Source organism: Arthrobacter sp. ISL-48 (assembly GCF_018613805.1).
Classification (GTDB): Bacteria; Actinomycetota; Actinomycetes; order Actinomycetales; family Micrococcaceae; genus Arthrobacter.
The window spans coordinates 89,363-112,612 of sequence record NZ_JAGGPL010000004.1; the positions used below are offsets into that span (position 1 = coordinate 89,363).

A 23,250-nucleotide genomic window follows, 5' to 3' on the forward strand; every position below is an offset into this window, starting at 1 on the left:
TGGCTAGTTATTGCAGTTCGCAATATGGCAAACCTGCAGCTGGCTTAGCGGGCAACTGGCGGGCCGCGGCGTTAGCCACGGGCGGTCAGGGTGAGCAGCACGGCCTCGGGCTTGCACGCGATGCGGACCGGGGCGAAGCGGGACGTGCCGATACCGCCGGAGACGTTCACCGGCGTCGTACTTCCGTTGCTTTGCCAGTCGTTCAGCCCCTTTGCCCGCCACGTGGGAATATCGCAGTTGGCAACGAGGGCGCCGTAGCCGGGGATGCAGAGCTGGCCACCATGGGTGTGGCCGGCCAGCAGCAGGTCCGCTCCGTCCTCCGTGAAGTGGTCCAGCACGCGCTGGTAGGGTGCGTGGATGACGGCCACCCGAAGGTGCGGGTCCCCGTCCTGGCTGCGGGTGCCGCGGGGCCAGCCTGCGTACCGCTCGCGGTTCAAATGGGGATCGTCCACTCCGGAGAAATCGAAACGCATGCCCTTGAGGACCAGTGACTGATGCCGGTTTGTCAGGTCCACCCAGCCGCGCATGCCGAACCCGGCCCGCAGCCGCGGCCAGTCCAGTTCGATGTTTTCCCGCCTTGCCTTGGAAGGGCCAAGGAGGTACGAGGCAGGGTTCTTGAGGCTTGGGGCGTAGTAGTCGTTGGAGCCCGGGACAAAAACACCGGGAAATTCCAGGAGCGGGCGCAAAGCCTCCAGGAGGGGATCGACGGCCTTGACATGACTGAGGTTGTCTCCGGTGTTGACCACCAGGTCCGGCTCAAGCGAGGCCAGGGACTGCAGCCAGGCCGTCTTGGTGTCCTGGCCTGGGACGAAATGGATGTCACTCAGGTGCAGGACCCGGAACGGGTCCTGGCCCGCGGGCAGGATGGGCAGCGTTTCCTCGCGGAGGACAAACTGGTTTTTTTCCCATAACCCGTACCCGAACGCGCCAATCCCGGCGGCGGCCCCGGCTGCGGCGGTGACGGCAAAGCCGCGCCCGATGTTCCGGACGCGGCTCGCCAAAGCGGTGCTGACTACCATGGGCGGCTAGCCGTTGCCCTTGCCGTTGTCGTTCTTGCTTGGCTCGGGAGACGGCTGCGGAGCGGGCGCCGTGGATTGCGTTGTCGGCGTGGTGGGCGAGGCCTTGGCCGGGGTACCGTTCACCATGTTGCTGGGCGGTGCGGGGAACGGGTTGGTGCCGTAGGCAGGGGCCATCTGGAGCATGTACTTGGCGAACATGGGGCCGGCGATCATGTAACCGTCGATCGAGTCATACTTCTTGCCGTTGATGGTCAGGTTCCGGCCGAGGCGCTTTTGGTCACCGAGAGGGTCGCCGAACCAGGCCGCTGTTGCCACGCCCGTGGTGTAGCCCACCACCCAGGTGGAACCGTTGGTGTCGTTGGTGCCGGTCTTGGCTGCCACAGGGAAGTTGGTCTTGGTGGACAGGCGGGGGACGATCAGCGAACCCGATCCGCCATTAAGCACTTCCTGCATGGCGTAGGCAACTCCGCGTGCGACGTCGGGCTTGACGGCGTCCTTGCAGTTGCTCGACTGTGCGGGTAGCTCGGCGCCCGTCTGGTCCGTTACCGACGTGATGGCGATGGGCTCGCAGTACTTGCCGTCGTTCGCGAACGTGGCGAACGCCGACGCCATGGTAAGCGGTGCTGTCTGCGTGGAGCCGATCAGGTTACCCAGGGTGGTCATGGGGACAGCCGGGTTGGCGTCTGTGATCTTGCCGTCCTTGTCTATGGCCGGAAGGCCACCGTGAATGCCCACCGCATCCACGATTTTCTGAATGCCGCAGAGGTCAAGCTGCGCGGCCGAGGCGAATGTCGCCGTGTTGATGGAGTTCATCAGGCCGTAGAGGACAGGCATCCGATAGTAGTGAGTGATGTCAGCGTTCTGCAGGTCGTAGCTGCCGGGCACGGAGGAGTCATAGACGCCATCGGTGGGAGTTGGACAGGTATTCCGCCACGGGAAGCCTGCCCTGTACTTTCGCACGCTCGCGTCAACGGTGGTGTTCATGGTCTTGCCCTCGTTGAGCCACTCCGCGAAAGTGAACGGTTTCATGGTGGAACCGGGCTGGAACCCGCCCAGACCGTTGAGGTCGTTGCCGTCCTTGTCCATGACGTCCACGTTGAAGTTCTGCGTTTGGTTGAACTTTCCCTCCACTGGCAGGTAGGAGGTGTTCTGCGCCATGTTGAGGATCTTGCCGGTGTTCGGCTGCACTGAGACCATGGACGCTCCCCAGTTATCCGGGTTGGCGCCGGCCGCAGCATCGGCCTGCTCCTGGGCGACAGCCTGCGCCTTGGGATCCAGGGTGGTCTTGATGGTGAGGCCGCCGCGGAAGACGTTGTTCTGGCGCTCTGTGGTGTCCGCCCCATACGCAGGATTATTCAGCAGCAGGTGCAGCACGTAGTCGCAGAAGTATGGTGCGGTGGCCGCATAGGCGCAGCCCTGGCGTGCGGGGGTGACCTTGGGCTCCACCGGGGTGGCTACAGCGGCGTCGTGGTCGGCCTGGGTGATCTTGTGCTGGTCCAGCATCAGGCCCAGCACCAAGTCACGGCGGGCCTTGGCGGCGTCGGGGTGGGCGATGGGGTCAAACGCCGACGGGCTGTTGACCAGGCCGGCCAGGAGGGCTGCCTGGGGAAGAGTCAGGTCTTTCGCGGTGGTGCTGAAGAAGAGTTTGGAGGCGGCTTCGATGCCGTACGCGTCGCGGTTGAAGAAGACAATGTTGAGGTAGCCCTCGAGGATCTGCTCCTTGGTGAACGTCTTCTCCAGGGCGATGGCCAGCTTCATTTCGCGGAGCTTGTCGCCCACGCCCTTGTTGACACCGTTGAGCTTGATGGCAGCCTCGTTGCCCTCGGCGGCAAGGTTGGCGTTGAGCACGTTGTTGACGTACTGCTGGGTGATGGTGGAGGCACCCTGCTTGTTGCCGCGGGCTGTGCTGACCACGGCCCGCAGGATGCCGGTGGTGTCCACACCGCCGTGCTCGTAGAACCTGCTGTCTTCAACGGCGATGATGGCTTCCTGCATCAACGGAGAGATCTGGTCGAGGGAAACCTTGGTGCGGTTCTCCTCATACAGGTTGGCGATGAGGCTGCCGTCTGCTGCCAGGATCCTGGTGGACTGGCTGGGCGGGTCCACCTTCAACTCCGCCGGAAGGGTGTCGAAGAACTGGATGGAACCGCTTGCTGTGCTGCCCGAAACGGCGGCGGCGGGGACCAGCAGGCCCGCCACCAGCACACCACAAATCGCGCTCACGCCAAGGAAGCCAAAGATCTTTCCGAGGGTAGTGGCCGTGTCGAAAATCGGGTTCCTACGAGTCACCATGTTTTCCACTTTACCGGCAAGGACTAGTCTTTTAGTCATGACCAAATGGGAGTACGCCACGATTCCGCTCATTATCCACGCCACAAAGCAGATCCTGGACCAGTGGGGAGAGGACGGCTGGGAGCTCATCCAGGTCGTTCCAGGTCCGGACGGAAACGGGCTCGTTGCCTACCTCAAGAGGGAGAAGCAATAGCATGAGCACCCCCGCAGAAACCACGTCCGGTGCGGCAACCGCGCCGATTTCCGCCGTCGAACAGCGCTTGGCTGAACTTGGCCTGGCCCTCCCCGAGGTGGCCGCCCCGGTGGCCGCCTACGTGCCGGCGGTGATCTCCGGCAACCATGTCTACACCTCCGGGCAGCTGCCGTTTATTAACGGCAAACTCGAAGCTACGGGCAAGGTGTCCACTGGCACCGAAAGCCACGCTGACGAGCCGACGGTGTCCCCCGAGGACGCCCAGCGCTTCGCCGCCGTCTGCGCCGTCAACGCCCTGGCAGCCGTCAAGAGCGTCATCGGCGACCTCGACCGCATCACGCGGATCGTCAAGGTTGTGGGATTCGTCTCCTCCGATCCTTCGTTCACCGGACAGCCGGGCGTCATCAACGGAGCGTCCGAACTCCTGGGCCGCGTCCTGGGTGACGCGGGCCATCACGCCCGCTCCGCCGTCGGCGTTTCAGTGCTGCCTCTCGACTCTCCCGTAGAAGTCGAACTGATCGCCGAATTCAGCTAGGACCGGTCGCTTCCTTTGCCTCAGCTCGCCCGACGCCTGTTTGTCCTCCCTCCCGATCTTGAAGGGGCAGCACAAAGCTGGCTTGAACACGGCGAGCGGACGCCGCGTGCCGCCCGCCTCGCCTCATCAGTAGTCCTGCTCCGCGATTCCCCCACCGGCCTGGAGACCTGGCTCGGCTACCGGCCGGGCTCCTCGCCGCTGGGGGTCCTGGCCTTTCCGGGAGGTTCCTTGCAGGCGTCCGACGACGACGCCGTCGGCTGGCTGGGTCCCCCGCCCCAGCATTGGGCCGAGCAGATGGGAACGGACGACGTCACGCTGGCGCGCCGCCACGTGGTGGGTGCCATCCGAGAGCTGTTCGAGGAAACCGGTGTGCTGCTTGCCGGCTCCGATGTGTCCGGCACGGTGGAGGCCACCTCCACCCACGACTGGATGCGTGCCCGGGAGGCCATAGCCAACCAGGAGAAGTCCTTCACTGAGGCGCTGTCCAGGCGCGGGCTGTCGCTGCGCACTGACCTGCTGAAATCCCTGGTCAACTGGCGCAGCCCCGACTTCGCCCACCAGCGCTTCGACACTCGCTACTTTGCGGCGACAGTGCCGATGAACCAGCAGCCCAGCCTGCTGGACAGCAAGGGCGTGTGGGGCCGCTGGGTGTGCGCTACCAAGGTCATCGCCGAGCGCCACACCACCGCGCTCGGCGATGAGGTGGGCCAGGAAAACACCGTTGGCCTGACCCTGAGCCAACTCGTGGTGCCAGGCGTGGAGATCATGCTGGAAAAGATGGCCGCCGCTAACGGCTGCATCGCCTACCTCAGCTACAAGCGCAAGGCCCACGTGTACCAGCCCAAGCTGGTCGAAGAGGATAGCGGGCTCATGCTTGAAGTCGAGGCCGCCAAAACCGTCGCCGGCGATCCCCAGCGCGAGCGGTGACTCCCCGTTATTGCGTTTGTCGTGCCCGCTTTCTGCGCGATGTGAGCGAGCGTTCCGCCAAAGCCTGCAGGAAGTGAGAGAGCGTTGGGGTGGGTTAAACGCAGAAGGCCGGTCCCGATTCCCTGGGCCGGCCTTTGTGCTTTGGGACTAGCGGGAGCGCTGGCGGAGTCGCTGCATGTCCAGGATGACGACTGCCCGGGCTTCCAGACGGAGCCAGCCGCGCTGAACGAACTCGGCCAGGGCCTTGTTGACCGTCTCGCGGGACGCACCGACCAGCTGGGCCAGTTCTTCCTGGGTGAGCTCGTGAGCCACCAGGACGCCATCCGTTGCCGGGCGGCCGAAACGGTCGGCCAGGTCCAGGAGGGCCTTGGCCACGCGGCCGGGGACGTCCGAGAAGACCAGGTCTGAGAGGGAGTCGTTGGTGCGGCGCAGTCGGCGGGCCAGGGCCTGCAGCAGCTGCGCGGAAACCTCGGGGCGGGTGCGGAGCAGGGCGTTGAGGCTCTCGTTCCTGAGCCCGGCGAGGCGGGTCTCGGACACCGCAGTGGCGGTGGCGGTGCGGGGGCTGGGGTCGAACAGCGCCATTTCGCCGAACAGTTCGCCCGGGCCGAGGATGGCCAGGAGCGATTCCCTGCCATCGGGGGAGGTACGTCCCAGCTTCACCTTTCCGGAGACGATGAAGTAGAGCTGGTCACCCTGGTCGCCCTCGCGGAATACCGACGCGCCGCGGGAAAGGTCCACCTCGGTCAGCTCGTCCGTCAGCAGACGGAACGCTTCGTCGTCGAGCGTGGCGAAAAGGGGGGCTCGGCGCAGTACCTCGATGTCCATGTAATCTCCTGAATAAAATGTGTCGGCTGTGGGCGGCTTGTGCCATTGTTTCAGAATTTTGAAGGTTCTGTGACGTAGTTGGCAGCCGAAACACCCTAAACGACTGCAGGAACGTCCCATTGGGGCTGCTGGATGCTGCCAGCCACACACAGCTCCCCGCCTTGGCCGGCTGACCGGGGGCCGAATCCGGGTCAGGCCTTGGTCCACAGAAGAATGTCAGCCTGCGCCATTAGAATTAGGGCTCAACCGTATATAAGGAGCCTTAGTGTTTGGCTTGACCGTTCTGGACCTGGCCTTGATCCTGGCGCTACTGTCCTATCTGATCTATGGCCTGCGCAACGGCTTCCTGGTTACCCTCGGCGGGATTGCCGGGTTTGCTGCCGGCGCGGTGGCAGCGTTTTTCGCCGTGCCGCTGGTCAGCGGTTACGTCACCGATCCCGGCTGGAGGCTTACCGCCACAGTGGCTGCCGCCGTCGTCCTTGTGGCTCTGGGACACGGGCTGGGCACGATGATCGGGCGGAATATCCGCGGCGCCGTGCGGATCAGGCCCCTGCGCGCCGTGGACCGCCTCGTGGGCGGGGCCGTTAGCGTTGTGGTCTCCGCCCTGGTCATGTCCATGCTCGCCTTCAGCATCGGCTCCCTCGGTGTGCCGTTCGTGTCGCAACAGCTGGCCGAGTCCAAGGTGATCCGGTTCATTGACGGTCTGACGCCAGTCCCGGTGAAGGCAACCATGGCGCAACTGCGTTCCACGGTGATCGGCAACGGCATTCCTACGCTGCTTGAAGGGCTCGCGCCGGGCCAACCCGTGGCCATTCCCAATGCCAGCACGGACACACCGGCGCTGAACAGGGCCGGCGAGTCCGTACTGAAAATCGCCGGGACCGCGTACCAGTGCGGCCAGAACCAGACCGGTACCGGCTTTGTGGTGTCGCCCGGGCGCGTCGTGACGAATGCCCATGTGGTGGCGGGCGTGTCGCAGCCGGTGGTGGAGGTTCCCAGCGGGGGAGCGATGCCCGGCCGGGTGGTCTACTTCGACACGAAACATGATCTTGCCGTCCTGGCAGTTGACGGACTGCCCGCCAAACCGCTTGCCCTGAGCCCCGACCTCCCGAACGGCAGCCCGGCCGCCTTCGCAGGGTATCCGCACGGCGGGCCGCTCCAGTCCAAGCCGGCAACAGTCCAGGACATCAGCACCGTGCTGGTGCCGGATATTTACGGCAACAACTCGGCACCCGAGGACATCTACCGCCTGGCCGGGGACGTCCAGCCAGGAAACTCCGGCGGCCCGCTGCTCACCACCGAAGGCCAGGTGGCAGGTGTGATCTTCGCCAAGGCAACCTCCGATGCCGAGGTCGGCTTCGCCATCACCATGGACGACCTCACCCCGGTTGCTTCCCAGGCTCCAGGGCTCAGCGCGCCGGTGTCATCCGGGCAGTGCATCCAGAAATAGGCAGGCCTTCACGGGACAGGAGGCTGGGCCCGCCCAAGGTGGCACTCGCCCTCAAAGCCATTCAAGGCTTTGGCCGTGCGGGCCGGTAATGGCTACCGGCAGTCCGTTGTGCATGAGCAGGAACCTGCCCATGATCCTTTCCGGATCCACCTCCGGGACCACGTTGGAGCCGTCCTCCTGGTCGATCACCATGCGCCCCTCGTTGGACAGCCAATGACACCCCCGGCCAGCCCTGAGTTCCTGGATGGTCTGGCGGAAACGGGATCGGCCGTCGGCGCTGAGGTAGGCCATCACAGCACTGTGGAACACCACCAGGGCGGCGTCGGCGGGCGCCTGCGCGGCCAGGTGAACCAGCCGGTTGTTGAGGTCTCCGGCCACGATCAGTGGAGGTTCCTTCGCTGCAATGGCCACGGCCTGGCGCAGCCTCCGAAGACGGAATTCCTGCTCCGGCCAGACGAGTGCTTCCAGCCAGGCGACGTCGTCGGCGTCGTTCACATCCAGGGGGTTCAGGTCGATGCCTGCCCGCCATGCCACCTCCGGGACTTCGGCAGGCAAGGGCACCGGTCCCTTGGTGGCGCACCTCAGCACGGGAGCCTCACCTTGCGTTCCCGCGGGAAGGGGGGACAGCCGCGTGACAGTTGTGCCGTCGTCGAACTCGTAGCTGTAGCGGTCCGGGAAAAGCGCCGTGCGGCCGCCAGCAAGAGGTTGGGCTGGCGCTTGTCGTGCGGCCAAACGTCGATCCAGGAGACCAGCTCCGGGTCGTCGGCGATGCCAAGCGTCCACTCCGCGTAGCAGGGGGAGGATTCCGGTGCCTCGACCAGGCCAAAATGCCGGTACCACGCGGCGGTGCGGCTGGCCGTCTCCGGCCCGGGGGCCATGGCTACAGGGCTTCGGCCAGGTAATCGATGGCGAGCTTGTAGCCGAACACGCCGGCGCCCACGATGACGGCCGAGCAGACCGGCGACAGGAAGGAGTGGTGCCGGAACTCCTCGCGCTGGTGCACATTGGTGATGTGGACCTCGACGGCGGGCAACTGCACCGCCGCCAGGGCGTCCCGGAGGGCGACGGAGGTGTGCGTGAAAGCTCCTGCGTTGAGCACAATTCCGACGGCGGTTCCCCGGGCCGCGTGGATGGCGTCCAGCAGGACGCCTTCATGGTTGGACTGGACGCAGTCCACCGTGAAGCCGTGCCCCTCAGCAGCGGTGCGGGCCAGCTGCTCCACATCGGCAAGGGTGGACGTGCCATATTTTTCCGGTTCGCGGGTTCCCAGCAGGTTCAGGTTGGGTCCGTTCATCACGAGGATGGTGCCGCGGCCGGCGGTGGTGGCTTCAGTCATGGTTGCAAATCTATCGCCTGCGCTGGCCTGCCGTGCATTCTTTACTGCCCGGGCTTGCGGGCCGGGAAATGCAGGGCAGGCCAACCAAGGGCTGCTAGAGCGCGGTAAACCTCAGCAGGACGGCGTGTTCCGGGTTGAGGATGGGCATGGGCAGGCCTACTTCGGCCAGGAACCGGCCGTTGGCCTCAGCGCCGTCTGCCAGCCATGCAGGAGGCTGGACCTGGGTGTAGTTCTGCGCGTAGTCGGCGTCTGCGGGTGTCGGGAAGATGGCATCGACCTGGTACGTGCGGTCCGGTTCGAGCCCTGGAACGGTGATCCGACCAGGCTGCTCTGCGAAGGCGGTGCGGGTGCTGACCAAGGCGAAGAGAGCCGCCGTCGTGCCGGCATCGGCAGGCGCGGGAGTTACCACCCCGTGCAGGAGCAGGGTTTCATCCGGGACATCCGCGCGGACCATCCGGCCGCTGTGGATGAGCCCCCGGTGCTCCTTATAGAGCGCGATGAAGCGCTTGAGCTCCTCCCGCTGTTCGCCCTGAAGCTCCCGGACGTCCCATTCCATGCCGAAGTGCCCGAACAGCGCCGTGATGGCGCGGAAAGACAGATCGTGGGTGCGGGCCGTGGTGTGGGAGGTGGTGGGGCCGACGTGCCCGCCGACCAGTTCCGGTGGGACAACCAGTCCGGTCCAGCGCTGGATGCTCTGCCGCTCGAGGGCATCGTTGCAGTCCGACGCCCAGATCCGGTCCGTGCGCTCGAGGATGCCCAGGTCCACCCGGGCGCCGCCGGAGGAGCAGCTTTCAATCTCGACGCCGGGGTGGGCCTTGCGGAGCTCGTCAAAGAGACGGTAGGCGGCCAGGGTCTGCTCATGGACGGAAGAGCGTCCCGCATGGCCGTGCTCGGTCAGGTCGCGGTTCTGGTCCCACTTGAGGTAGCTGATGTTGTGCTGCGTCAGCAAGGAGTCGATCCGGTCAAAGATATACTGCCAGGCTTCCGGGTTCACCAGGTCGATGACGTGCTGGGTCCGCCACTCCACGGGGAGCCGTCCGCCGTCCTTGTGTGAAAGCACGGCCGGGCCAACAATCCAGCCGGGGTGTGCCCGGGCGATGTCGGAATCAAGGTTTATCATTTCCGGCTCTACCCACAGTCCAAATTCCATCCCGCGTGAGGTGACCGCCTCGACCAGCGGAGTGAGGCCGGCGGGCCACACCGACTCGTCCACATACCAGTCGCCCAGCCCTGCGCGGTCGTTGCGGCGTCCACGGAACCAGCCGTCGTCGAGCACAAAACGCTCCACGCCCAGCTCGGCGGCTGATTCAGCCAGCTCCACCAGCGTGTTCAGGTCGTGGTCGAAGTAGACCGCTTCCCAGGTGTTGAGCACCACGGGACGCGGTTTTCCCGGCTGGGTGGCAGCGCCCGGGGCCGGCAGGACGTGGTGCGGGCGGGAGCGGAACCAGCTGTAGAACGCCTCGCTGATGCCGTCCAGTCCACGGCCTGAGTAGGCGGCGAAGAGTGGTGGCGTCGTGTAGCTGCCGCCGGGCTGGAGAATGACTTCGGCGGGTCCCAGCAGTTCGGAGCCGCCGATCATGGTGCGGCCGTCTCCGATGCTGTCCGCGAATTGTTCGTGGTTTCCGCTCCAGGCCAGGTGGGTGGCCCAGACCTTGCCATGGCGGTTACCGAAGCCTTCCGTGCCCGCCGCGAACAGCAGCGAGGAATCGTGGCCGGTGCGGCCGTGCCGGCCGGTCCGGACCCAGGTCCCTTGCTGGATAGACCGGCGCTGGGGGTGGTTTTCCCGGCACCAGCGACCGGTCAGGTCAAGGAGTTCGACGGCGTCCGGCGCCACCGGGAGGACCGTGGCCAGTTCGTCGAGCTGGTAGGGCGTGGTGCCGTCGTTGGTGACGGAGTGCCGGAGTTCCAGCAGGCCTCCGTCGTGGAGTGTCAGGAAGGACCGGACGGTAATGCCGGCGCCTGCGTCGGACTGCACGATGATCGCCGAGTTGCGCGCAGTGGAAGCCGTTACGACGCGGAGGCGGACGGAGAAGTCGAAGCCGGAAACGCCGTCCAGGACACGGTGGCCCCGTAGTGCCGGCCTGCCCCGCCAGGCGGAGGATGCCTGCGGCAGCAGGCCGGCTGGAACGTTAGCATCAACGGCGGAGTGGGGGACGGGTTCGCCCAGGATGGCGAGGTCCGGCAGGGCGGCGCCTAGATCGGCGCCCCAATGGATAATCTCGGCCTCCCCGCTGTTGAAACTGATCACCAGGCTGGTGCCGGCGGTACGGAGGTGGAGCGGATCCATAGGTGAGTCTCTTTCGGTAATCATGGTGTGCGTTCTGTGATGTGGATATGTTGCAGGTGATGCTTCTGGACAGGTGGGAGTCCGGATGCCGCCGTCGCGAGGAGGGGACGGCGGCATCCGGACCAGGTGACTGCGGCCACACCCGCAGTCACGCTTTGTGGGGAGTTGCGCCTACTTGAAGAGCGCGTTGACCTGGTCGTTGGCTTCGGTGAGGGAGCTGGCGGGCTTCTTGCCGGAGAGGACAGCGTCCATTGCGGGCTTCATGATGCCCGCGACCTTTGCGGCCTTGTCAGCGATGGGGAAGAGGAACGTGGTGCCGTCCTTGACCTGGGTCGTGAAGGCGCTGACGTCGACACCCTTGGCTTTGAACGCGTCCGCGGCCTTGTCGGAGGAGGTGGTGATGGCGGGGAACACTACGGCCTTGCCGGCCACGACGTCCTGGCAAGCTGTGGAGGCGAGGTACTCCACCCACTTGACCGATGCGGCGGGGTTCTTCGTACCGGCCCAGATGGAGTCAGCCAGGCCGTTGAACATGCTGGCCCGCTTCCCGTCAGGTCCCTTGGGGGTGGGGGCTATTCCTGTTTCCACTCCCTTGTAGCTGGTGTACTGGCCGATCATCCAGGAGCCGCCGGTGTTGATGGCGGCCTTGCCTGCGCCGAAGTTATCGCTCACGCTGGCGCCAACCGTGGTTTCCAGTTTGGGCATGTAGCCCTTGTCCGCCAGTCCCGCCCACCAGGCAATGGTTTCCTGGAACTTGGGGTCGTCGAAGTTGAATTTTGTGCCCCAGGGGTTCTTGTCCGTGTGGGTCCAGCCCATGGTGGCGGACAGGAAGCTCCATTGGGTCTGGCCATCTCCGCTGCCGGAGTTTTCCAGGCCCAGTCCGTAAACTGCCACGTTGTTCTTGTCGAAGCCGGCTTCGTCGCCGCGCTTGCCGTTCTTGTCAACGGTCAGGTGCGCGATGGCCTTTTCGTAGCTGCCGCCATCCTTGGGGTTCCAGTCGAGGCCCTTGAGTTGCTCTTCCGTGTAGCCGGCGTCTGCCACCAGCTTTTTGTTGTAGAACATGGCGATGGTGTCCCAGTCCTTGGGAAGGCCATAGCGCTTGCCGTCCTGGCCGACCCAAAGATCGCTCAGGCCCTTGTTGTAGATGTCAAGCTTGACGTTGTCGTTCTTGACGGCGTCGTCAAGGGACAGAAGCTGCTTCTTGGAGGCGAACTCCGGGTACTTGGCCAGGTGGTCCGTGAAAACGTCGGGGGCTGTTCCGGAAACAAAGCCGTTGGTCAGGGTGGTCCAGTAGTCGTCCCAGCCGCGCTGGGTGATTTTCACCTTGATGTCAGGGTTGGCCTTAGTGAAATCATCAGCGCACTGCTGGTAGGCGGGGAGCTGGTTGGCGTCCCAAAGCCAGTAGTTGATCTCACCCTTGGCCTCGGTAGAGGCGGGGGCGGACCCGCCGCAGGCGGATAGGGACAGGGCGATGACGGCAGCAGCAGCGGCGACGCCAAGGGACTTTTTCATGGTGGACCTTTCAGTTCTTGCAGGGGGTGCGGAAGGTAGGTGCGGGAAGGGAGTAGATGGAGCGGGTAAAGGTGGCTATTTGATGCCGGAGAAGCCGATGGAGTTCACGACCTTCTTGCCGAAGGCTATGAACAGCAGGAGGACAGGCAGGGCGGCAATGAGGGTTGCCGCCATCAGGCCGGACCAGTCCGGGGCGCCCTGCGGAGACTGGGACTTGAAGACGCCCAGGCCTACCGTGAGGACCCGGACGCTCTCGTCCTGGCCTACCAGGAGGGGCCAGAAGTACTCGTTCCAGGTGCCGATGAACGTCAACAGTGCCAGCGTGGCCAAGGGGGCGGCCGCGTTGGGCAGCACGATCTTGAAGTAGATGCGGAACTTGCTGGCGCCGTCGAGCATGGCGGCCTCTTCCACTTCCCGGGACATGCTCAGGAAAAATTGGCGCAGGAAGAAGATCGCGAAGGGTGTCATGAACAGGAACGGCAGGATGATGCCGGCATAGGTGTTCAGGAGGCCCAGGTTCTTGATCATCAGGAAGTTCGGCAATGCCGTGAAGATCGGAGGAACCATCATGGTGGCCAGGAACAGGGCGAATACTTTCTCCCGGCCGGGCCAGCGTAGCCGGGAGAAGGCGTAGGCCGCCATGGAGCTGAAGAACACCTGACCGACGGTGACCACGGTGGAAACTATGATGGAGCTGCGGAGGTACCACCAGAAGTTGATGGCCGCGCCGGATCCGCCCTCGGCTATTGCTTCCTCAGGAGTTTGCAGGCCCAGCACCCTTTTGAAGGCGCCCCAGCTAAAGTCGGCAGGCAGGAGGTTGCCGGCGTTGGCGGCGAGGGAATGGTTGCTGGAGAGGGCGGTGCGAAGCATCCACAGGAATGGCGAGATGGTGACAATCAACGCGATGACCACGAGGGTCCACGCTCCCGCGCGGCGCCAATTAAACGGCTTGCGCGGCTTGTTGATGACAGTGCGGGTGGAGGTGGCGTCTTGCCGGGAAGCAGTCGAAGTAGTCATAAAGGGGGTCCTTAGTCCAGGTCCGATTCATTGCCCTTGAGGAACTTCATTTGCACGAAGGCCACCAGGGCGAGGATGACGAAGAGGATGACGGAGAGCGCTGAGGCGTACCCGAAGTCCGACTCGGTGAAGGCTTTTTGGTAGATGTACATCTGGATGACGCGGGAAGCGTTGATGGGACCGCCGCCGGTGGTAACGGCAACGGTGTCGAACACCTGGAAGGAGCCGATGACGGTGACAACCAGGACAAGCACCATGACCGGGCGCAGGAGCGGCATAGTGATGCTCCAGAACGTCCGGGTGGGAGACGCCCCGTCCAGGGATGCAACCTCATAAACGTGGCTGGGAATCGACTGCAGTCCGGCGAAGATCAGCAGGGCCGTGTAGCCCATGTGGCGCCAGACATTGACGAAGGCGATGGTGGGAATGGCCCATTGCTCGCTGCCGAAGAAAGCGATACGGGGCAAGCCCAGCCAACTGATGACCTCATTGACGATGCCGAGCTGGTAGTCGAGCATCCAAAACCACAACAGGGCAACGATGACATTGGCCACCAGGAACGGCAGGAGCAGAGCCCCACGGATGAATGTGGATTTAGCGACGCGGTGCATCAGGAGCGCCAGGCCGAGGGCAATCACCGTCTGGAAACCGATGTTCAGGCCCACATACTGCACAGTGACCGCCATGGCGTTCCAGAACAGCTCGTCGGAGAAAATAGTGGTGTAGTTCTTGAGCCCAATCCACGTGGGGTCTCCGAGGATGCTGTATTCGGTAAAGCTGAGGTAGACACCGCGGATCGTGGGGATCAGGAAGAAGAAGACGAAGCCGAGCATCGCCGGAAAAATGAACACCATGGCGATCTTCAGGTCGCCCATGCGGTGAGTGATGCTTTTCCTGCCGCCGCTTCCGGTCTTTCCTGCTCTGGAGCGTGTTGCCCGGCCTGCCGGGTCTCGTTGCTGCTTTGTAAGGGTGGTCATCTTCGACCCTTTCCTGACTGTGATGTGGGTAACAACTGACTGCAATCTACACGAGTAGATCTGGCCCGGCAAGTATTTCGCGTTACTTTTCCAGCAAAGTTTCTCTGGCCGTCCGGCGTCTGTTGACTCGAGTAGATCGCGGTGAAAGACTGAGACTCATGGAGAGCGCTTGCCCGAGCGATTTCCCCGGGACATTCAGCGAAAGGTAAAACAATGACGTTTTCGATCGGCGTAGTAGGGGTAGGCCAGTTTGGCGGCCAGTTTGCGCACCTGTTCAACCTGCACCCCGGGGTCAGTGCGGTGTATGTCGTGGATGAAGTTTCACTGCGCGCAGCCGAGGCAGTGGACCAGTTCCACCTCGCGGGCGTGAAGGCGAGCTTCGAGGAAATGCTGGCATCCGACGTGGATGCCGTGGCCATCTTCACGCAGCGCTGGACCCACGGCCCGTTAGTGGAGCAGGCGCTCCGGGCCGGCAAGCATGTCTACTCCGCGGTCCCCATGGCCATCTCCGAGGATGAAATCGCACGCATCATCACCGCAGTGCGCGAGACCGGAAACGTGTACATGATGGGCGAGACCAGCTACTACAACCCCGCCACTGTTTATGCGCGCAAGCAGCTTGCCGCCGGAAAATTCGGCCGCCTCTTCTACAGTGAAGGCGACTACGTCCACGACATGGACCTCGGCTTCTACGACGCCTACCAGTACAGCGGAGGCGAACGCTGGAAGGAGACCGCCAGCTACCCTCCCATGCTGTACCCAACCCATGCTGTCGGGGGCGTTCTGGGCGCAGTGCCGGCCCATGCCGTCAGCGTGAGCTGCGTCGGCGTCAAGGACCACCGTAACGATGGCGTGTTCGACAAGGACGTCAGCATGTTCGGCAACGACTTCTCCAACGCCACGGCCCTGTTCGAGCTGAACGACGGCGGCGTGATGCGCACCAACGAGATGCGCCGCGTGGGTTACCCGTCCCACATCAGGGAGTCCCGGTTCCGCTTCTTCGGCACGGAAGCCAGCTTTGAGCAGCTCGCCAAAGTCACCGTGTGGCAGGACAAGGAAAACGTCCACGACATTTCCGAGCAGCTGGAGACGCGGCCCAGCATGTCCCTCGATGACCCGTCGCTGGCCAACGTGGCCCCCGAGCTGAGGGACGCCTTCGTCTCCGGGCTGTCGCCGGTCCATGACGCGGAACGCCTCCCCGAGGAGTTCCGCGGAGCGCCCAACGGGCATGAGGGCAGCCATCACTTCCTCGTGGACGACTTCGTCACCGCGGTCAACAATGGCACGGTGCCGCCGGTCAACGCCTGGGTTGCGGCCCGGTTCACGCTGCCAGGCATCGTGGCCCACGAATCCGCCCTTCAAGGTGGCGCACGGCTCCCCATCCGCGATTTCGGCGACGCCCCCGAAAGCGCATAGATAGCATGGACCCATGACTTCCTCGGCTTTGAACACTCCGCGCGGACCCGTGACCCGCAAGGATGTGGCACGCTACGCGGGCGTCAGCACCGCCGTCGTGAGTTATGTGGTGAACGGCGGCCCCAAACGGGTGGCTCCTGCCACGGAGGCCAAGGTGCAGGATGCCATCCGGGTGCTGGGATACCGCCCCAACGCGGCAGCGCGTGCCCTTAAGCTGGGCTCCAGTGAGACCCTGGGACTTATCGTTCCGGACAACACCAACCCGTTCTTCTCACTCCTGGCCCACGCAGTGGAAGATGCGGCAGCAGCGTTGGGCTACACCCTGGTGCTGACCAACTCTGACGGGAACCTGGCGAAGGAACGGCGGAACGTCCGTAACCTGGCCGCGCGGCAGGTCGACGGGGTGCTGCTGGCGAGCGTCCTCTTTGAGCCGGACCTTGAGGATTTGGAGAAGGCTGCCATACCATCGGTGCTGCTAAACCAAGGCCGCGAGGCCGCCGGGTTTAACAGCATCGGAGTGGACCTCGCCACGGGGGCACGGATCGCGGTGGAACACCTGCTCGGCCACGGGCACACGCGGATTGGGCTGGCCATGGGAACCAACGTCTCCAGCGAAGTCGACGGACGCGAGAGGGGCTGGCTGCAGGCACTCCGCGATGCTGGGGTGCCCGAAGGGCAGATCGTCCATGGCGAGTTCACCCGCCCCGGCGGCTATCTCGCGGGTCAACGCCTGATAGCGTCCGCCAACCGGCCCACTGCCATTTTTGCCAGTTCCGACATGCAGGCCATAGGCATCCTGCGGGCGGTGCGCGAAGCCGGGATGACCGTGCCCGGTGACATCGCCCTTGCGTCCTTTGACGGGTCGGTCGAGGCAGAATATTCCTGGCCCGCCCTCACCACGATGGAACAGCCCGTACGGGCCATGGCTGAGGCCGCGGTGGACGCATTGGTCGGGGCGGGGCGCGGAGAGCCGGCCCAGCACCGGATTTTCCCCACGGAACTCCGTGTCCGCCAGTCCTGCGGCTGCCCTTAGAAACCCTGACCGGCAGGCCCTGACCGGCAGGACGCCGAACTCCTGACCCGGCCGGGTTCCTAGACGGAGGCGAGCCGGAGCTTGCCGATCCTTTCGCCGAGCACCCGCTGGGCTTCAACGCCCAGGCCGGAGTCGCTGATGACCTCGTCAGCCTCGTCCAACGACGCGATGGAGCTGATGCCCAGCAGCCCCCACTTGGTATGGTCGGCGAGGACGACCACCTTCCGGGCCGCGGCCACAAAGGCACGGTCAGTCTCCGCTTCCAGAAGGTTGGGCGTGGTGAAGCCGGCGACGGCGTCCATGCCGTGCACCCCGAGGAACAGCACGTCCAGGTGCAACTGCTTCAGCGCGCCAGTGGCGATCGGCCCCACCAACGCATCCGACGGCGTCCGTTCGCCGCCGATCAGGATCACCGTGGAGCCGAAGCGGGCTGAACCGGTTGAGGTCCCGTAGTGGAACAGATCCGCGATCCGCACCGAGTTGGTCACCACCGTAATCCGCGGACCGCTGACCAGCTCCTTGGCCAGGGCCCAGGTAGTGGTTCCGGCGCTGAGCCCTATTGCCATACCCTCGTGCACCAGTCCGGCTGCCTCCAACGCGATGGCCCGCTTCTCGGCGGTTAGCTGCGTGGACTTAAGCTCGAAGCCCGGCTCGTGGGTGCTGACGTCACCGGGAAGCTTGGCGCCTCCATGGATGCGCTCCAGCAGGCCGCCTTCCTCCAGCAGTTCGATGTCCCGCCGTACGGTCATGAGAGAAACACCCAGTTCCTGGGCCAGGTCAGAGACCCGGACAACACGCTCGCGCTGGATGGCGTCCACGATGGCCTGGTGACGTGCAGCGGGGAGCATTTCGGCAGGATCCTTCAGACAGGCGATGGGGCTGGGTCCAGTCTAGGCGTGCCACACGCTGACGCGTGGCAGTCATCCTCCGCGTGCTGCTCGTACCTCGCTCTGACGCACGCTTCCGGATAACTCCCACGCTTCAGCTTGCCATAGTGAAGGGACCCAGCCGCCTTGCCTCGGTGGGACCCGTCCGGATGGCGCCCCGCCTTTCTTATTTCCTCAGTGAAGCCGCGATCTGTGCCATGACGGTGTTGTCTGCGAGGGTGGTGGCGTCGCCGGGTTCGCGGCCTTCGGCGACGTCTTTGAGGAGGCGGCGCATGATTTTGCCGGAGCGGGTTTTGGGTAGTTCGGGGACGATGAGGATGGTTTTGGGTTTGGCGATGGGGCCGATTTCCTTGCCGACGTGGTTGCGGAGTTCCTGGATAATCGTGTCGCCGGAGTCCACGGCGTCTCCGCGGAGGATCACGAACGCGACGACGGCCTGGCCGGTGGTTTCGTCCGCGGCGCCGACGACGGCGGCCTCGGCCACTGCCGGGTGGGAGACGAGTGCGGATTCGATTTCGGTGGTGGAGAGCCGGTGGCCGGAGATGTTCATGACGTCATCGACCCGGCCCAGGAGCCAGATGTCCCCGTCCTCGTCTTTCTTGGCCCCGTCCCCTGCGAAGTACATGGTTTCGAAACGTGACCAGTAGGTGACCTTGAAGCGTTCGGGGTCGCCCCAGATCCCGCGGAGCATCGCGGGCCAGGGTTCGCGGATCACGAGGAACCCGCCATGGCCGTTGGGCACGGATTCGCCGTTTTCGTCGACGACGTCCGCGGCGATGCCTGGCAGCGGGACTTGCGCGGAGCCGGGTTTGGTGGCGGTGACGCCCGGCAGGGGGGCGATCATCTGGGCGCCGGTTTCGGTCTGCCACCAGGTATCCACGATCGGGGCGGGGTTCTCTTTGCGTTCGCCGTTCTTGCCGGCGTTGGCTCCGATGACCTCGCGGTACCACATCCAGGCTTCGGGGTTGATGGATTCGCCCACGGAGCCGAGCACCCGGATCGAGGAGAGGTCGTATTTGGCCGGGATCTCCTTGCCCCATTTCATGAAGGTCCGGATCGCGGTGGGGGCGGTGTAGAGGATGGAAACCTTGTACTTTTCGATGATCTCCCACCAGCGGCCCTGGTGCGGGGAGTCCGGGGTTCCTTCATACATGACCTGGGTGGCGCCGTTGATCAGAGGCGCGTAGGCGACGTAGGAGTGGCCGGTGACCCAGCCGACGTCGGCCGTGCACCAATACACGTCCGTCTCCTGGTGCAGATCAAAGACTGCCTTGTGCGTGTAGGCCGTCTGGGTGAGGTAACCGCCGGTGGTGTGCAGGATGCCTTTGGGTTTGCCCGTGGTACCGGAAGTGTAGAGGATGAACAAAGGGTGCTCGGAGTCATGCCCGGCGGCTTTGTGGCGGGTGGAGGCCGCGTCGACCGTGTCAGCCCACCAATGATCCCGCCCTTCACGCCAGTCCACGTCCTGGCCGTTGCGTTTGACCACCACCACGTTCTGCACGCTGTGCCCGTCCCTGGACAATGCCTCATCGACAGCGGACTTCAGGGCGCTGGGCTTGCCCCGCCGGTACGTGCCGTCAGCGGTGACCACCAGTTTGGCTTCGGCGTCCTCGATCCGGGACCGCAGGGCATCTGCGGAGAACCCGCCGAACACCACCGAATGCACCGCACCGATCCGGGCGCAGGCCAGCAGCGTGATGACGGCCTCCGGAATCATCGGCAGGTACACCGCCACCCGGTCACCCTTGGAGACCCCCAGGGACTCGAACGCGTTCGCGGCTTTCTTCACCTCGTCGGTGAGCTGGGCGTACGTGTAAGTGCGGGTGTCTCCGGGTTCACCCTCGAAATAGATCGCCACCCGGTCTCCGAGCCCGTTCTCAACGTGCCGGTCCAAAGCGTTGTACGCGGCGTTCAGCTCACCCCCGACAAACCACTTCGCGAACGGCGGACTGGACCAATCCAGCGCCTGGGTGAAGTCCTTGGACCAGGTCAGCAGCTCCCGGGCCTGCCTGGCCCAAAAAGCCGGCCGGTCCGCGTCCGCCTCCCCATAATCAGCCGCGGTAACCACCGCCTTCGCAGCGAACTCCGGGGCGGGAGCGAACCTCCGCTTCTCGTGCAGCAGATTCTCAAAGGCATCGCCCTGAGGAATTCCTGGACCGGTGCCTGAGGCAGCGGTGGACGTGGAGCTGGGGGTTTCGTGGGACATGGTGAACCTCGTCATTCATCGATCTTTTCTGCGCGGGCGTCCGTCGCCATCGTTACCCCTGGCGCCTGCGCGCCGGTGGGCAACAGCCGGTCACGGACGTCCGCAAAAGCTGTTCCGGAACCAACACTAATGCTTGACTCCATGGCTGTGTGTGCGCAGTCACACGGGAGCCCACAAACGGCATTCATTAAGCGGTGAATGGTCGCCGGAACAGACGGGTGGGCCATGGCTCGCCGCAGCCCCGCTAGTGATCGGGCATGCCGTTGACTAGGCTGAGATTGACTTGTGACCTTCTACGGAGCCGTTCGGCCAGGTGCACCGTGCACCTGTGTCCGGCCGGCGCCGCCGTTCCGGACGGCACAGTTTTTGGGCCGAAACCGGCCCGGTGCCGCCACGCTAAGGAGAACAGAATGAACCAGCAGAGCTTCGGCCGGAAACTCGGCCAGAAACTAGGCCGCGGAACAGAGGCCGGTCCTGGCGCTACATCCGGTGGCGGTGCCGCGTCCGGTGAGCCGCGTGCGGCAGGCGCCAGGCCAGGCACCACCAACCAGGCCGTCCTGGGCCGTTTTACCGTCCGGGACCTGACGGTATTTGCCGCCACCCTCATTCTTTTCGTCGCCTCGCTGCTGCCAATTTTCGGCGCCCGATTCAACCTCTGGAACGCGGGCAGCCTGTTCTTCCTGGGACTGGGAATCGTCCTGCCGGTCATCGTCAGCGCGCTCTTCGCCGCCCGCAGGCTCTCCCCTTCAACGAGGATCCGAATCGGCTCGCTGTCCATTGACCAGTTCGCGTCCGTGGCGGCTTCCTTCGCGGTAGCCTTCTTCTTTCTCACCGTTGCCAACGCGTATGTCCTCAGCTTGTTGGTGGGCCTGATCGGTTCCCTGGTGTTGTTTGCCGCCACCGTGCTGGGCAGGTTCATTCCGTTTTTTGCTGGCGACTTCCTGGGCCGTGACGAATCGCCGGCCCACATTGTGGCCCGGGAATCCGCTGTCCCGTTGCCGAAACCCCATACCCCAAAGGTGCCCAAGCCTGCAGCAGACCCCGCCGCGGCGTCCCGCCCCGGCACGCCCGCTGCTCCTTCAGCTCCCAGCGCAGGGGCTACCCGCACCGGGTCCTCCGTCTTGCACACGGGACCTTTTGCGGTAACAACGCCCGGCTCCTCGGCTGCCCCAGCCGCGTCCACTCCTGCCGCATCGTCCACGCCCGCCGCATCGTCAGCGGCTGCCGAAGAACCCGCAGCCGCTGCCCCAGCCTCTGCCGAAGAACCCGCAGGCGCCGCCCCAGCCTCTGCCGGAGTCTCGTCGGCACCCGAAGCGGCTGAGTGGACCACGGCCGGCGACCCGGCCCCCGCAAGCCAGGCAGCCGACGTCGTGCCTCCCGCCTCGTCCGCCTCCGCCTCAGAAGAGACCCAGGTCAGCGCGCTTCCGACGGCGGCAGGCAGCACAGTGCCTGCCGCCGCGGGCACCCCTGCCCAGGAGCGGGCAGCTGCCTCCGAGCCGGTCGCCGCCACGGCAGTGCACCAGCAGGTGCGGAGCCAGGAACCCATCGGAGCCACCGTGGATCCGGCAAGCCGCCCGGAGGAGTCCGACGAACAGCCGGTCCATGAGGCCTTCTGGTTCGCGGTCGCTCAGCACCGGACCGCCGTTGACCCACAGACAGGCGCGCCGGCCTTTGTCATCGAACCGGGCGGCTGGGTGCTGGCGCTTGAGGACCGCGGATACGAGTTCCTGGTCCAGCACACCGACGGCCGGGTGGGCGTGCTGCGCGACCTCAGCAATATCGAGCGCGGCTAGCAGGACCTGTGGCCGCCTCCCGGACGTCCACAGCCGGTACAGTTGCCGGCCCCAGAGTGTCGTCGGAATCCTTGCTGGCACTGAAGCGGCGGGCACGGCGCATCAATAAGGCCCTCGCCGAGAAGTACCCCTACGCCCATGCCGAGCTCGATTTCCGGAGCCCCCTCGAGCTGCTGGTGGCAACTGTACTTTCTGCGCAGACTACCGACGTCACGGTCAACCAGATCACTCCGCTGGTTTTTGCCCGCTACCCGGACGCCCGCAGCCTGGCTGAGGCCGATCCTGCCGAGCTGGAAGCGATCATCAAGCCCACGGGATTCTTCCGCGCCAAAACCAGGAGCCTCATTGCCTTGGGCACCCGCCTGGTGGACGAATACAACGGTGTGGTTCCGGGGCGGCTTGAGGATCTGGTGACGTTGCCGGGAGTGGGGCGCAAGACCGCCAATGTGGTGCTGGGCAACGCCTTCGGCATCCCGGGAATCACGGTTGACACCCATTTCGGCCGGTTGGCGCGCCGCTTTGGCTGGACCTTGTCCGAGGACCCGGTCCAGGTTGAATTCGACGTCGCTGAGCTGTTTGAGCCCAAGGACTGGACCATGCTGTCCCACCGTGTGGTGTTCCACGGACGCAGGGTATGCCATTCACGGAAGCCGGCATGCGGGGCCTGTCCTGTGGCCAACTGGTGTCCCAGCTACGGCCTGGGCGAGAGGGACCCCATCAAGGCCGCCGCACTGCTCAAATACGAACTTGCTCCCGGCAACGAGCCGCTCCTGGAGCAGCTGCTTGCCGAAACGCACCGGGCTGCGGAAATTCGGATGGAATCCCAAAAGAGGGTTCCGTGAGCGCACGCCAGGACCTGATCGATCTGGCGCACAGGACAGAATCCGGGGACTCCACAAAGCCCGATACCTTGTGGGCCGGGCTCACCGTGGATGAGAGCATCGCACGCCGGGCGGCCGTGCTCATGCTCTTTGGCGTGCTGGATGACGTTCCCGCCTCGTCAGGCAAGGCCCTGGCGCCGGCAGACCTGGACGTCCTGCTGCTGGAACGCGCGCACACCCTGGGCTCCCACCCCGGCCAGGTGGCGTTTCCCGGCGGCGGCATCGACCTTGAGGAATCCCCAGTGGCCGCGGCGCTCCGTGAGGCCGAGGAGGAAACCGGGCTTGATTCGGCCGGAGTGGAAGTGCTGGGCGCCCTCCAGGAACTTGGACTGGCCCACAGCAACTTCCTGGTTACTCCCGTGCTCGCGTGGTGGGCGTCGCCGTCGCCGGTGCGGGTGGTGGACTACGGGGAGTCCGCGCAGGTATTCCGCATTCCGGTCCGTGACCTGCTGGACCCTGACAACCGAGTGACGGCCACCATCAGCCGCGCCGGCCGGACGTTCAACAGCCCGGCTTTCACGGTCAACGGCGTTCTCGTCTGGGGATTCACCGGGATAGTGCTTGACGGTCTCTTCGAGCAGCTGGGCTGGGCCGTGCCCTGGGACCGCCACCGTCTGCACCCGGTCGCCGTCTAGTCCGTTTGGCGCTCCAGCCGGCTGACTGC

Annotated in this window: 22 protein-coding genes; 9 read left to right on the forward strand and 13 right to left on the reverse strand. The window is 64.8% G+C overall.

What is annotated here, in order from left to right; all coding sequences use genetic code 11:
• Positions 1 to 71 precede the first annotated feature (71 nt).
• A complete protein-coding gene (locus J7E83_RS09270) occupies positions 72 to 1,019 on the reverse strand; it encodes a metallophosphoesterase (RefSeq protein ID WP_214961300.1) in 948 nt (315 codons plus the stop codon).
• A 6-nt stretch (positions 1,020 to 1,025) separates the two neighbouring features.
• Positions 1,026 to 3,350, reverse strand: a complete 2,325-nt coding sequence (locus tag J7E83_RS09275; protein ID WP_251043671.1) for a transglycosylase domain-containing protein — start codon at positions 3,348 to 3,350, stop codon at positions 1,026 to 1,028.
• Between J7E83_RS09275 and J7E83_RS09280 the strand changes: the two genes are divergently transcribed.
• Genes J7E83_RS09280 through J7E83_RS09290 form a run of 3 tightly spaced genes read left to right on the forward strand, consistent with a single transcriptional unit; the run spans position 3,349 to position 4,966 of the window.
• Positions 3,349 to 3,504, forward strand: coding sequence for a DUF4177 domain-containing protein (locus tag J7E83_RS09280; protein WP_214961302.1), 156 nt, complete (start codon positions 3,349 to 3,351; stop codon positions 3,502 to 3,504). The genes J7E83_RS09275 and J7E83_RS09280 overlap by 2 nt on opposite strands.
• A 1-nt stretch (position 3,505) precedes the next feature.
• Positions 3,506 to 4,039 carry a RidA family protein gene (locus J7E83_RS09285; protein ID WP_214961304.1) on the forward strand — a complete coding sequence of 178 codons (534 nt, stop codon included), beginning with the start codon at positions 3,506 to 3,508 and terminating at the stop codon, positions 4,037 to 4,039.
• 15 nt (positions 4,040 to 4,054) lie between these two features.
• Complete coding sequence (locus J7E83_RS09290) at positions 4,055 to 4,966, forward strand: NUDIX hydrolase (protein WP_214961306.1); 912 nt, start codon at positions 4,055 to 4,057, stop codon at positions 4,964 to 4,966.
• 147 nt (positions 4,967 to 5,113) lie between these two features.
• Here J7E83_RS09290 and J7E83_RS09295 read toward each other — a convergent pair whose 3' ends face one another.
• Positions 5,114 to 5,791, reverse strand: coding sequence for a Crp/Fnr family transcriptional regulator (locus tag J7E83_RS09295; RefSeq protein ID WP_214961308.1), 678 nt, complete (start codon positions 5,789 to 5,791; stop codon positions 5,114 to 5,116).
• A 265-nt stretch (positions 5,792 to 6,056) separates the two neighbouring features.
• Here J7E83_RS09295 and J7E83_RS09300 point away from each other — a divergent pair, with 265 nt between their 5' ends.
• On the forward strand, positions 6,057 to 7,241 hold the full coding sequence (locus J7E83_RS09300) for a MarP family serine protease (RefSeq protein WP_214961310.1): 1,185 nt from the start codon (positions 6,057 to 6,059) through the stop codon (positions 7,239 to 7,241).
• A gap of 51 nt (positions 7,242 to 7,292) precedes the next feature.
• Here the strand turns inward: J7E83_RS09300 and J7E83_RS09305 are convergent, their stop codons facing one another.
• The 7 genes from J7E83_RS09305 to J7E83_RS09330 all read right to left on the reverse strand — a co-directional run bounded on the left by J7E83_RS09305 (position 7,293) and on the right by J7E83_RS09330 (position 14,370).
• Positions 7,293 to 7,868: a DUF2332 family protein gene (locus tag J7E83_RS09305; RefSeq protein WP_251043687.1), complete on the reverse strand. Its 576-nt coding sequence runs from the start codon at positions 7,866 to 7,868 to the stop codon at positions 7,293 to 7,295.
• Positions 7,823 to 8,119 carry a DUF2332 family protein gene (locus tag J7E83_RS21105; RefSeq protein WP_251043672.1) on the reverse strand — a complete coding sequence of 99 codons (297 nt, stop codon included), beginning with the start codon at positions 8,117 to 8,119 and terminating at the stop codon, positions 7,823 to 7,825. Before J7E83_RS21105 ends, J7E83_RS09305 begins: the two co-directional genes overlap by 46 nt.
• A gap of 2 nt (positions 8,120 to 8,121) precedes the next feature.
• A complete protein-coding gene (aroQ, locus tag J7E83_RS09310) occupies positions 8,122 to 8,577 on the reverse strand; it encodes a type II 3-dehydroquinate dehydratase (RefSeq protein WP_214961312.1) in 456 nt (151 codons plus the stop codon).
• A 94-nt stretch (positions 8,578 to 8,671) separates the two neighbouring features.
• Positions 8,672 to 10,864 carry an alpha-galactosidase gene (locus tag J7E83_RS09315; RefSeq protein ID WP_214961427.1) on the reverse strand — a complete coding sequence of 731 codons (2,193 nt, stop codon included), beginning with the start codon at positions 10,862 to 10,864 and terminating at the stop codon, positions 8,672 to 8,674.
• A 171-nt stretch (positions 10,865 to 11,035) separates the two neighbouring features.
• Positions 11,036 to 12,376, reverse strand: a complete 1,341-nt coding sequence (locus tag J7E83_RS09320; protein ID WP_214961314.1) for a sugar ABC transporter substrate-binding protein — start codon at positions 12,374 to 12,376, stop codon at positions 11,036 to 11,038.
• A 75-nt stretch (positions 12,377 to 12,451) separates the two neighbouring features.
• A complete protein-coding gene (locus J7E83_RS09325; RefSeq protein WP_214961316.1) occupies positions 12,452 to 13,393 on the reverse strand; it encodes a carbohydrate ABC transporter permease in 942 nt (313 codons plus the stop codon).
• Between the two features lie 11 nt (positions 13,394 to 13,404).
• A complete protein-coding gene (locus J7E83_RS09330; protein WP_214961317.1) occupies positions 13,405 to 14,370 on the reverse strand; it encodes a carbohydrate ABC transporter permease in 966 nt (321 codons plus the stop codon).
• Between the two features lie 213 nt (positions 14,371 to 14,583).
• Between J7E83_RS09330 and J7E83_RS09335 the strand changes: the two genes are divergently transcribed.
• Together J7E83_RS09335 and J7E83_RS09340 are read left to right on the forward strand one after the other, a co-directional pair.
• Positions 14,584 to 15,786: a Gfo/Idh/MocA family protein gene (locus J7E83_RS09335; protein WP_214961318.1), complete on the forward strand. Its 1,203-nt coding sequence runs from the start codon at positions 14,584 to 14,586 to the stop codon at positions 15,784 to 15,786.
• Between the two features lie 13 nt (positions 15,787 to 15,799).
• Complete coding sequence (locus tag J7E83_RS09340; protein ID WP_214961320.1) at positions 15,800 to 16,819, forward strand: LacI family DNA-binding transcriptional regulator; 1,020 nt, start codon at positions 15,800 to 15,802, stop codon at positions 16,817 to 16,819.
• Positions 16,820 to 16,878: 59 nt separating this feature from the next.
• On the opposite strand, the gene J7E83_RS09345 is transcribed toward J7E83_RS09340, so the two are convergent.
• The 3 genes from J7E83_RS09345 to J7E83_RS21400 all read right to left on the reverse strand — a co-directional run bounded on the left by J7E83_RS09345 (position 16,879) and on the right by J7E83_RS21400 (position 20,055).
• A complete protein-coding gene (locus tag J7E83_RS09345) occupies positions 16,879 to 17,667 on the reverse strand; it encodes a DeoR/GlpR family DNA-binding transcription regulator (RefSeq protein ID WP_214961323.1) in 789 nt (262 codons plus the stop codon).
• Between the two features lie 205 nt (positions 17,668 to 17,872).
• The gene (gene acs / locus J7E83_RS09350; RefSeq protein ID WP_214961429.1) at positions 17,873 to 19,912 is read right to left on the reverse strand and encodes an acetate--CoA ligase; all 2,040 of its coding nucleotides are present in this window, start codon (positions 19,910 to 19,912) and stop codon (positions 17,873 to 17,875) included.
• Positions 19,913 to 19,923: 11 nt separating this feature from the next.
• Entirely contained in the window at positions 19,924 to 20,055 is a 132-nt protein-coding gene (locus J7E83_RS21400) for a hypothetical protein (protein WP_285289330.1), read from the reverse strand.
• Positions 20,056 to 20,322: 267 nt separating this feature from the next.
• On the opposite strand from J7E83_RS21400, the gene J7E83_RS09355 reads away from it, so the two are divergent.
• The 3 genes from J7E83_RS09355 to J7E83_RS09365 are packed head-to-tail and all read left to right on the forward strand — an operon-like array spanning position 20,323 to position 23,221.
• Positions 20,323 to 21,705, forward strand: coding sequence for a hypothetical protein (locus J7E83_RS09355; protein WP_214961325.1), 1,383 nt, complete (start codon positions 20,323 to 20,325; stop codon positions 21,703 to 21,705).
• 8 nt (positions 21,706 to 21,713) lie between these two features.
• Complete coding sequence (gene nth, locus J7E83_RS09360) at positions 21,714 to 22,547, forward strand: endonuclease III (protein ID WP_311379622.1); 834 nt, start codon at positions 21,714 to 21,716, stop codon at positions 22,545 to 22,547.
• Positions 22,544 to 23,221 (forward strand): CoA pyrophosphatase, encoded by a 678-nt coding sequence (locus J7E83_RS09365; protein WP_214961327.1) that lies wholly within the window; start codon positions 22,544 to 22,546, stop codon positions 23,219 to 23,221. Before nth ends, J7E83_RS09365 begins: the two co-directional genes overlap by 4 nt.
• Positions 23,222 to 23,250 lie beyond the last annotated feature (29 nt).

Excerpts from the sequence above, each read along its gene's own strand:
- J7E83_RS09270 (WP_214961300.1), bottom strand. The coding sequence starts at position 1,019 with ATGGTAGTCAGCACCGCTTTGGCGAGCCGCGTCCGGAACATCGGGCGC.
- J7E83_RS09280 (WP_214961302.1), top strand. The coding sequence starts at position 3,349 with ATGACCAAATGGGAGTACGCCACGATTCCGCTCATTATCCACGCCACA.
- J7E83_RS09275 (WP_251043671.1), bottom strand. The coding sequence starts at position 3,350 with ATGACTAAAAGACTAGTCCTTGCCGGTAAAGTGGAAAACATGGTGACT.
- J7E83_RS09285 (WP_214961304.1), top strand. The coding sequence starts at position 3,506 with ATGAGCACCCCCGCAGAAACCACGTCCGGTGCGGCAACCGCGCCGATT.
- J7E83_RS09295 (WP_214961308.1), bottom strand. The coding sequence starts at position 5,791 with ATGGACATCGAGGTACTGCGCCGAGCCCCCCTTTTCGCCACGCTCGAC.
- J7E83_RS21105 (WP_251043672.1), bottom strand. The coding sequence starts at position 8,119 with ATGGCCCCCGGGCCGGAGACGGCCAGCCGCACCGCCGCGTGGTACCGG.
- aroQ (WP_214961312.1), bottom strand. The coding sequence starts at position 8,577 with ATGACTGAAGCCACCACCGCCGGCCGCGGCACCATCCTCGTGATGAAC.
- J7E83_RS09315 (WP_214961427.1), bottom strand. The coding sequence starts at position 10,864 with ATGGATCCGCTCCACCTCCGTACCGCCGGCACCAGCCTGGTGATCAGT.
- J7E83_RS09320 (WP_214961314.1), bottom strand. The coding sequence starts at position 12,376 with ATGAAAAAGTCCCTTGGCGTCGCCGCTGCTGCTGCCGTCATCGCCCTG.
- J7E83_RS09325 (WP_214961316.1), bottom strand. The coding sequence starts at position 13,393 with ATGACTACTTCGACTGCTTCCCGGCAAGACGCCACCTCCACCCGCACT.
- J7E83_RS09330 (WP_214961317.1), bottom strand. The coding sequence starts at position 14,370 with ATGACCACCCTTACAAAGCAGCAACGAGACCCGGCAGGCCGGGCAACA.
- J7E83_RS09335 (WP_214961318.1), top strand. The coding sequence starts at position 14,584 with ATGACGTTTTCGATCGGCGTAGTAGGGGTAGGCCAGTTTGGCGGCCAG.
- J7E83_RS09340 (WP_214961320.1), top strand. The coding sequence starts at position 15,800 with ATGACTTCCTCGGCTTTGAACACTCCGCGCGGACCCGTGACCCGCAAG.
- J7E83_RS09345 (WP_214961323.1), bottom strand. The coding sequence starts at position 17,667 with ATGCTCCCCGCTGCACGTCACCAGGCCATCGTGGACGCCATCCAGCGC.
- acs (WP_214961429.1), bottom strand. The coding sequence starts at position 19,912 with ATGTCCCACGAAACCCCCAGCTCCACGTCCACCGCTGCCTCAGGCACC.
- J7E83_RS21400 (WP_285289330.1), bottom strand. The coding sequence starts at position 20,055 with ATGGAGTCAAGCATTAGTGTTGGTTCCGGAACAGCTTTTGCGGACGTC.
- J7E83_RS09355 (WP_214961325.1), top strand. The coding sequence starts at position 20,323 with ATGAACCAGCAGAGCTTCGGCCGGAAACTCGGCCAGAAACTAGGCCGC.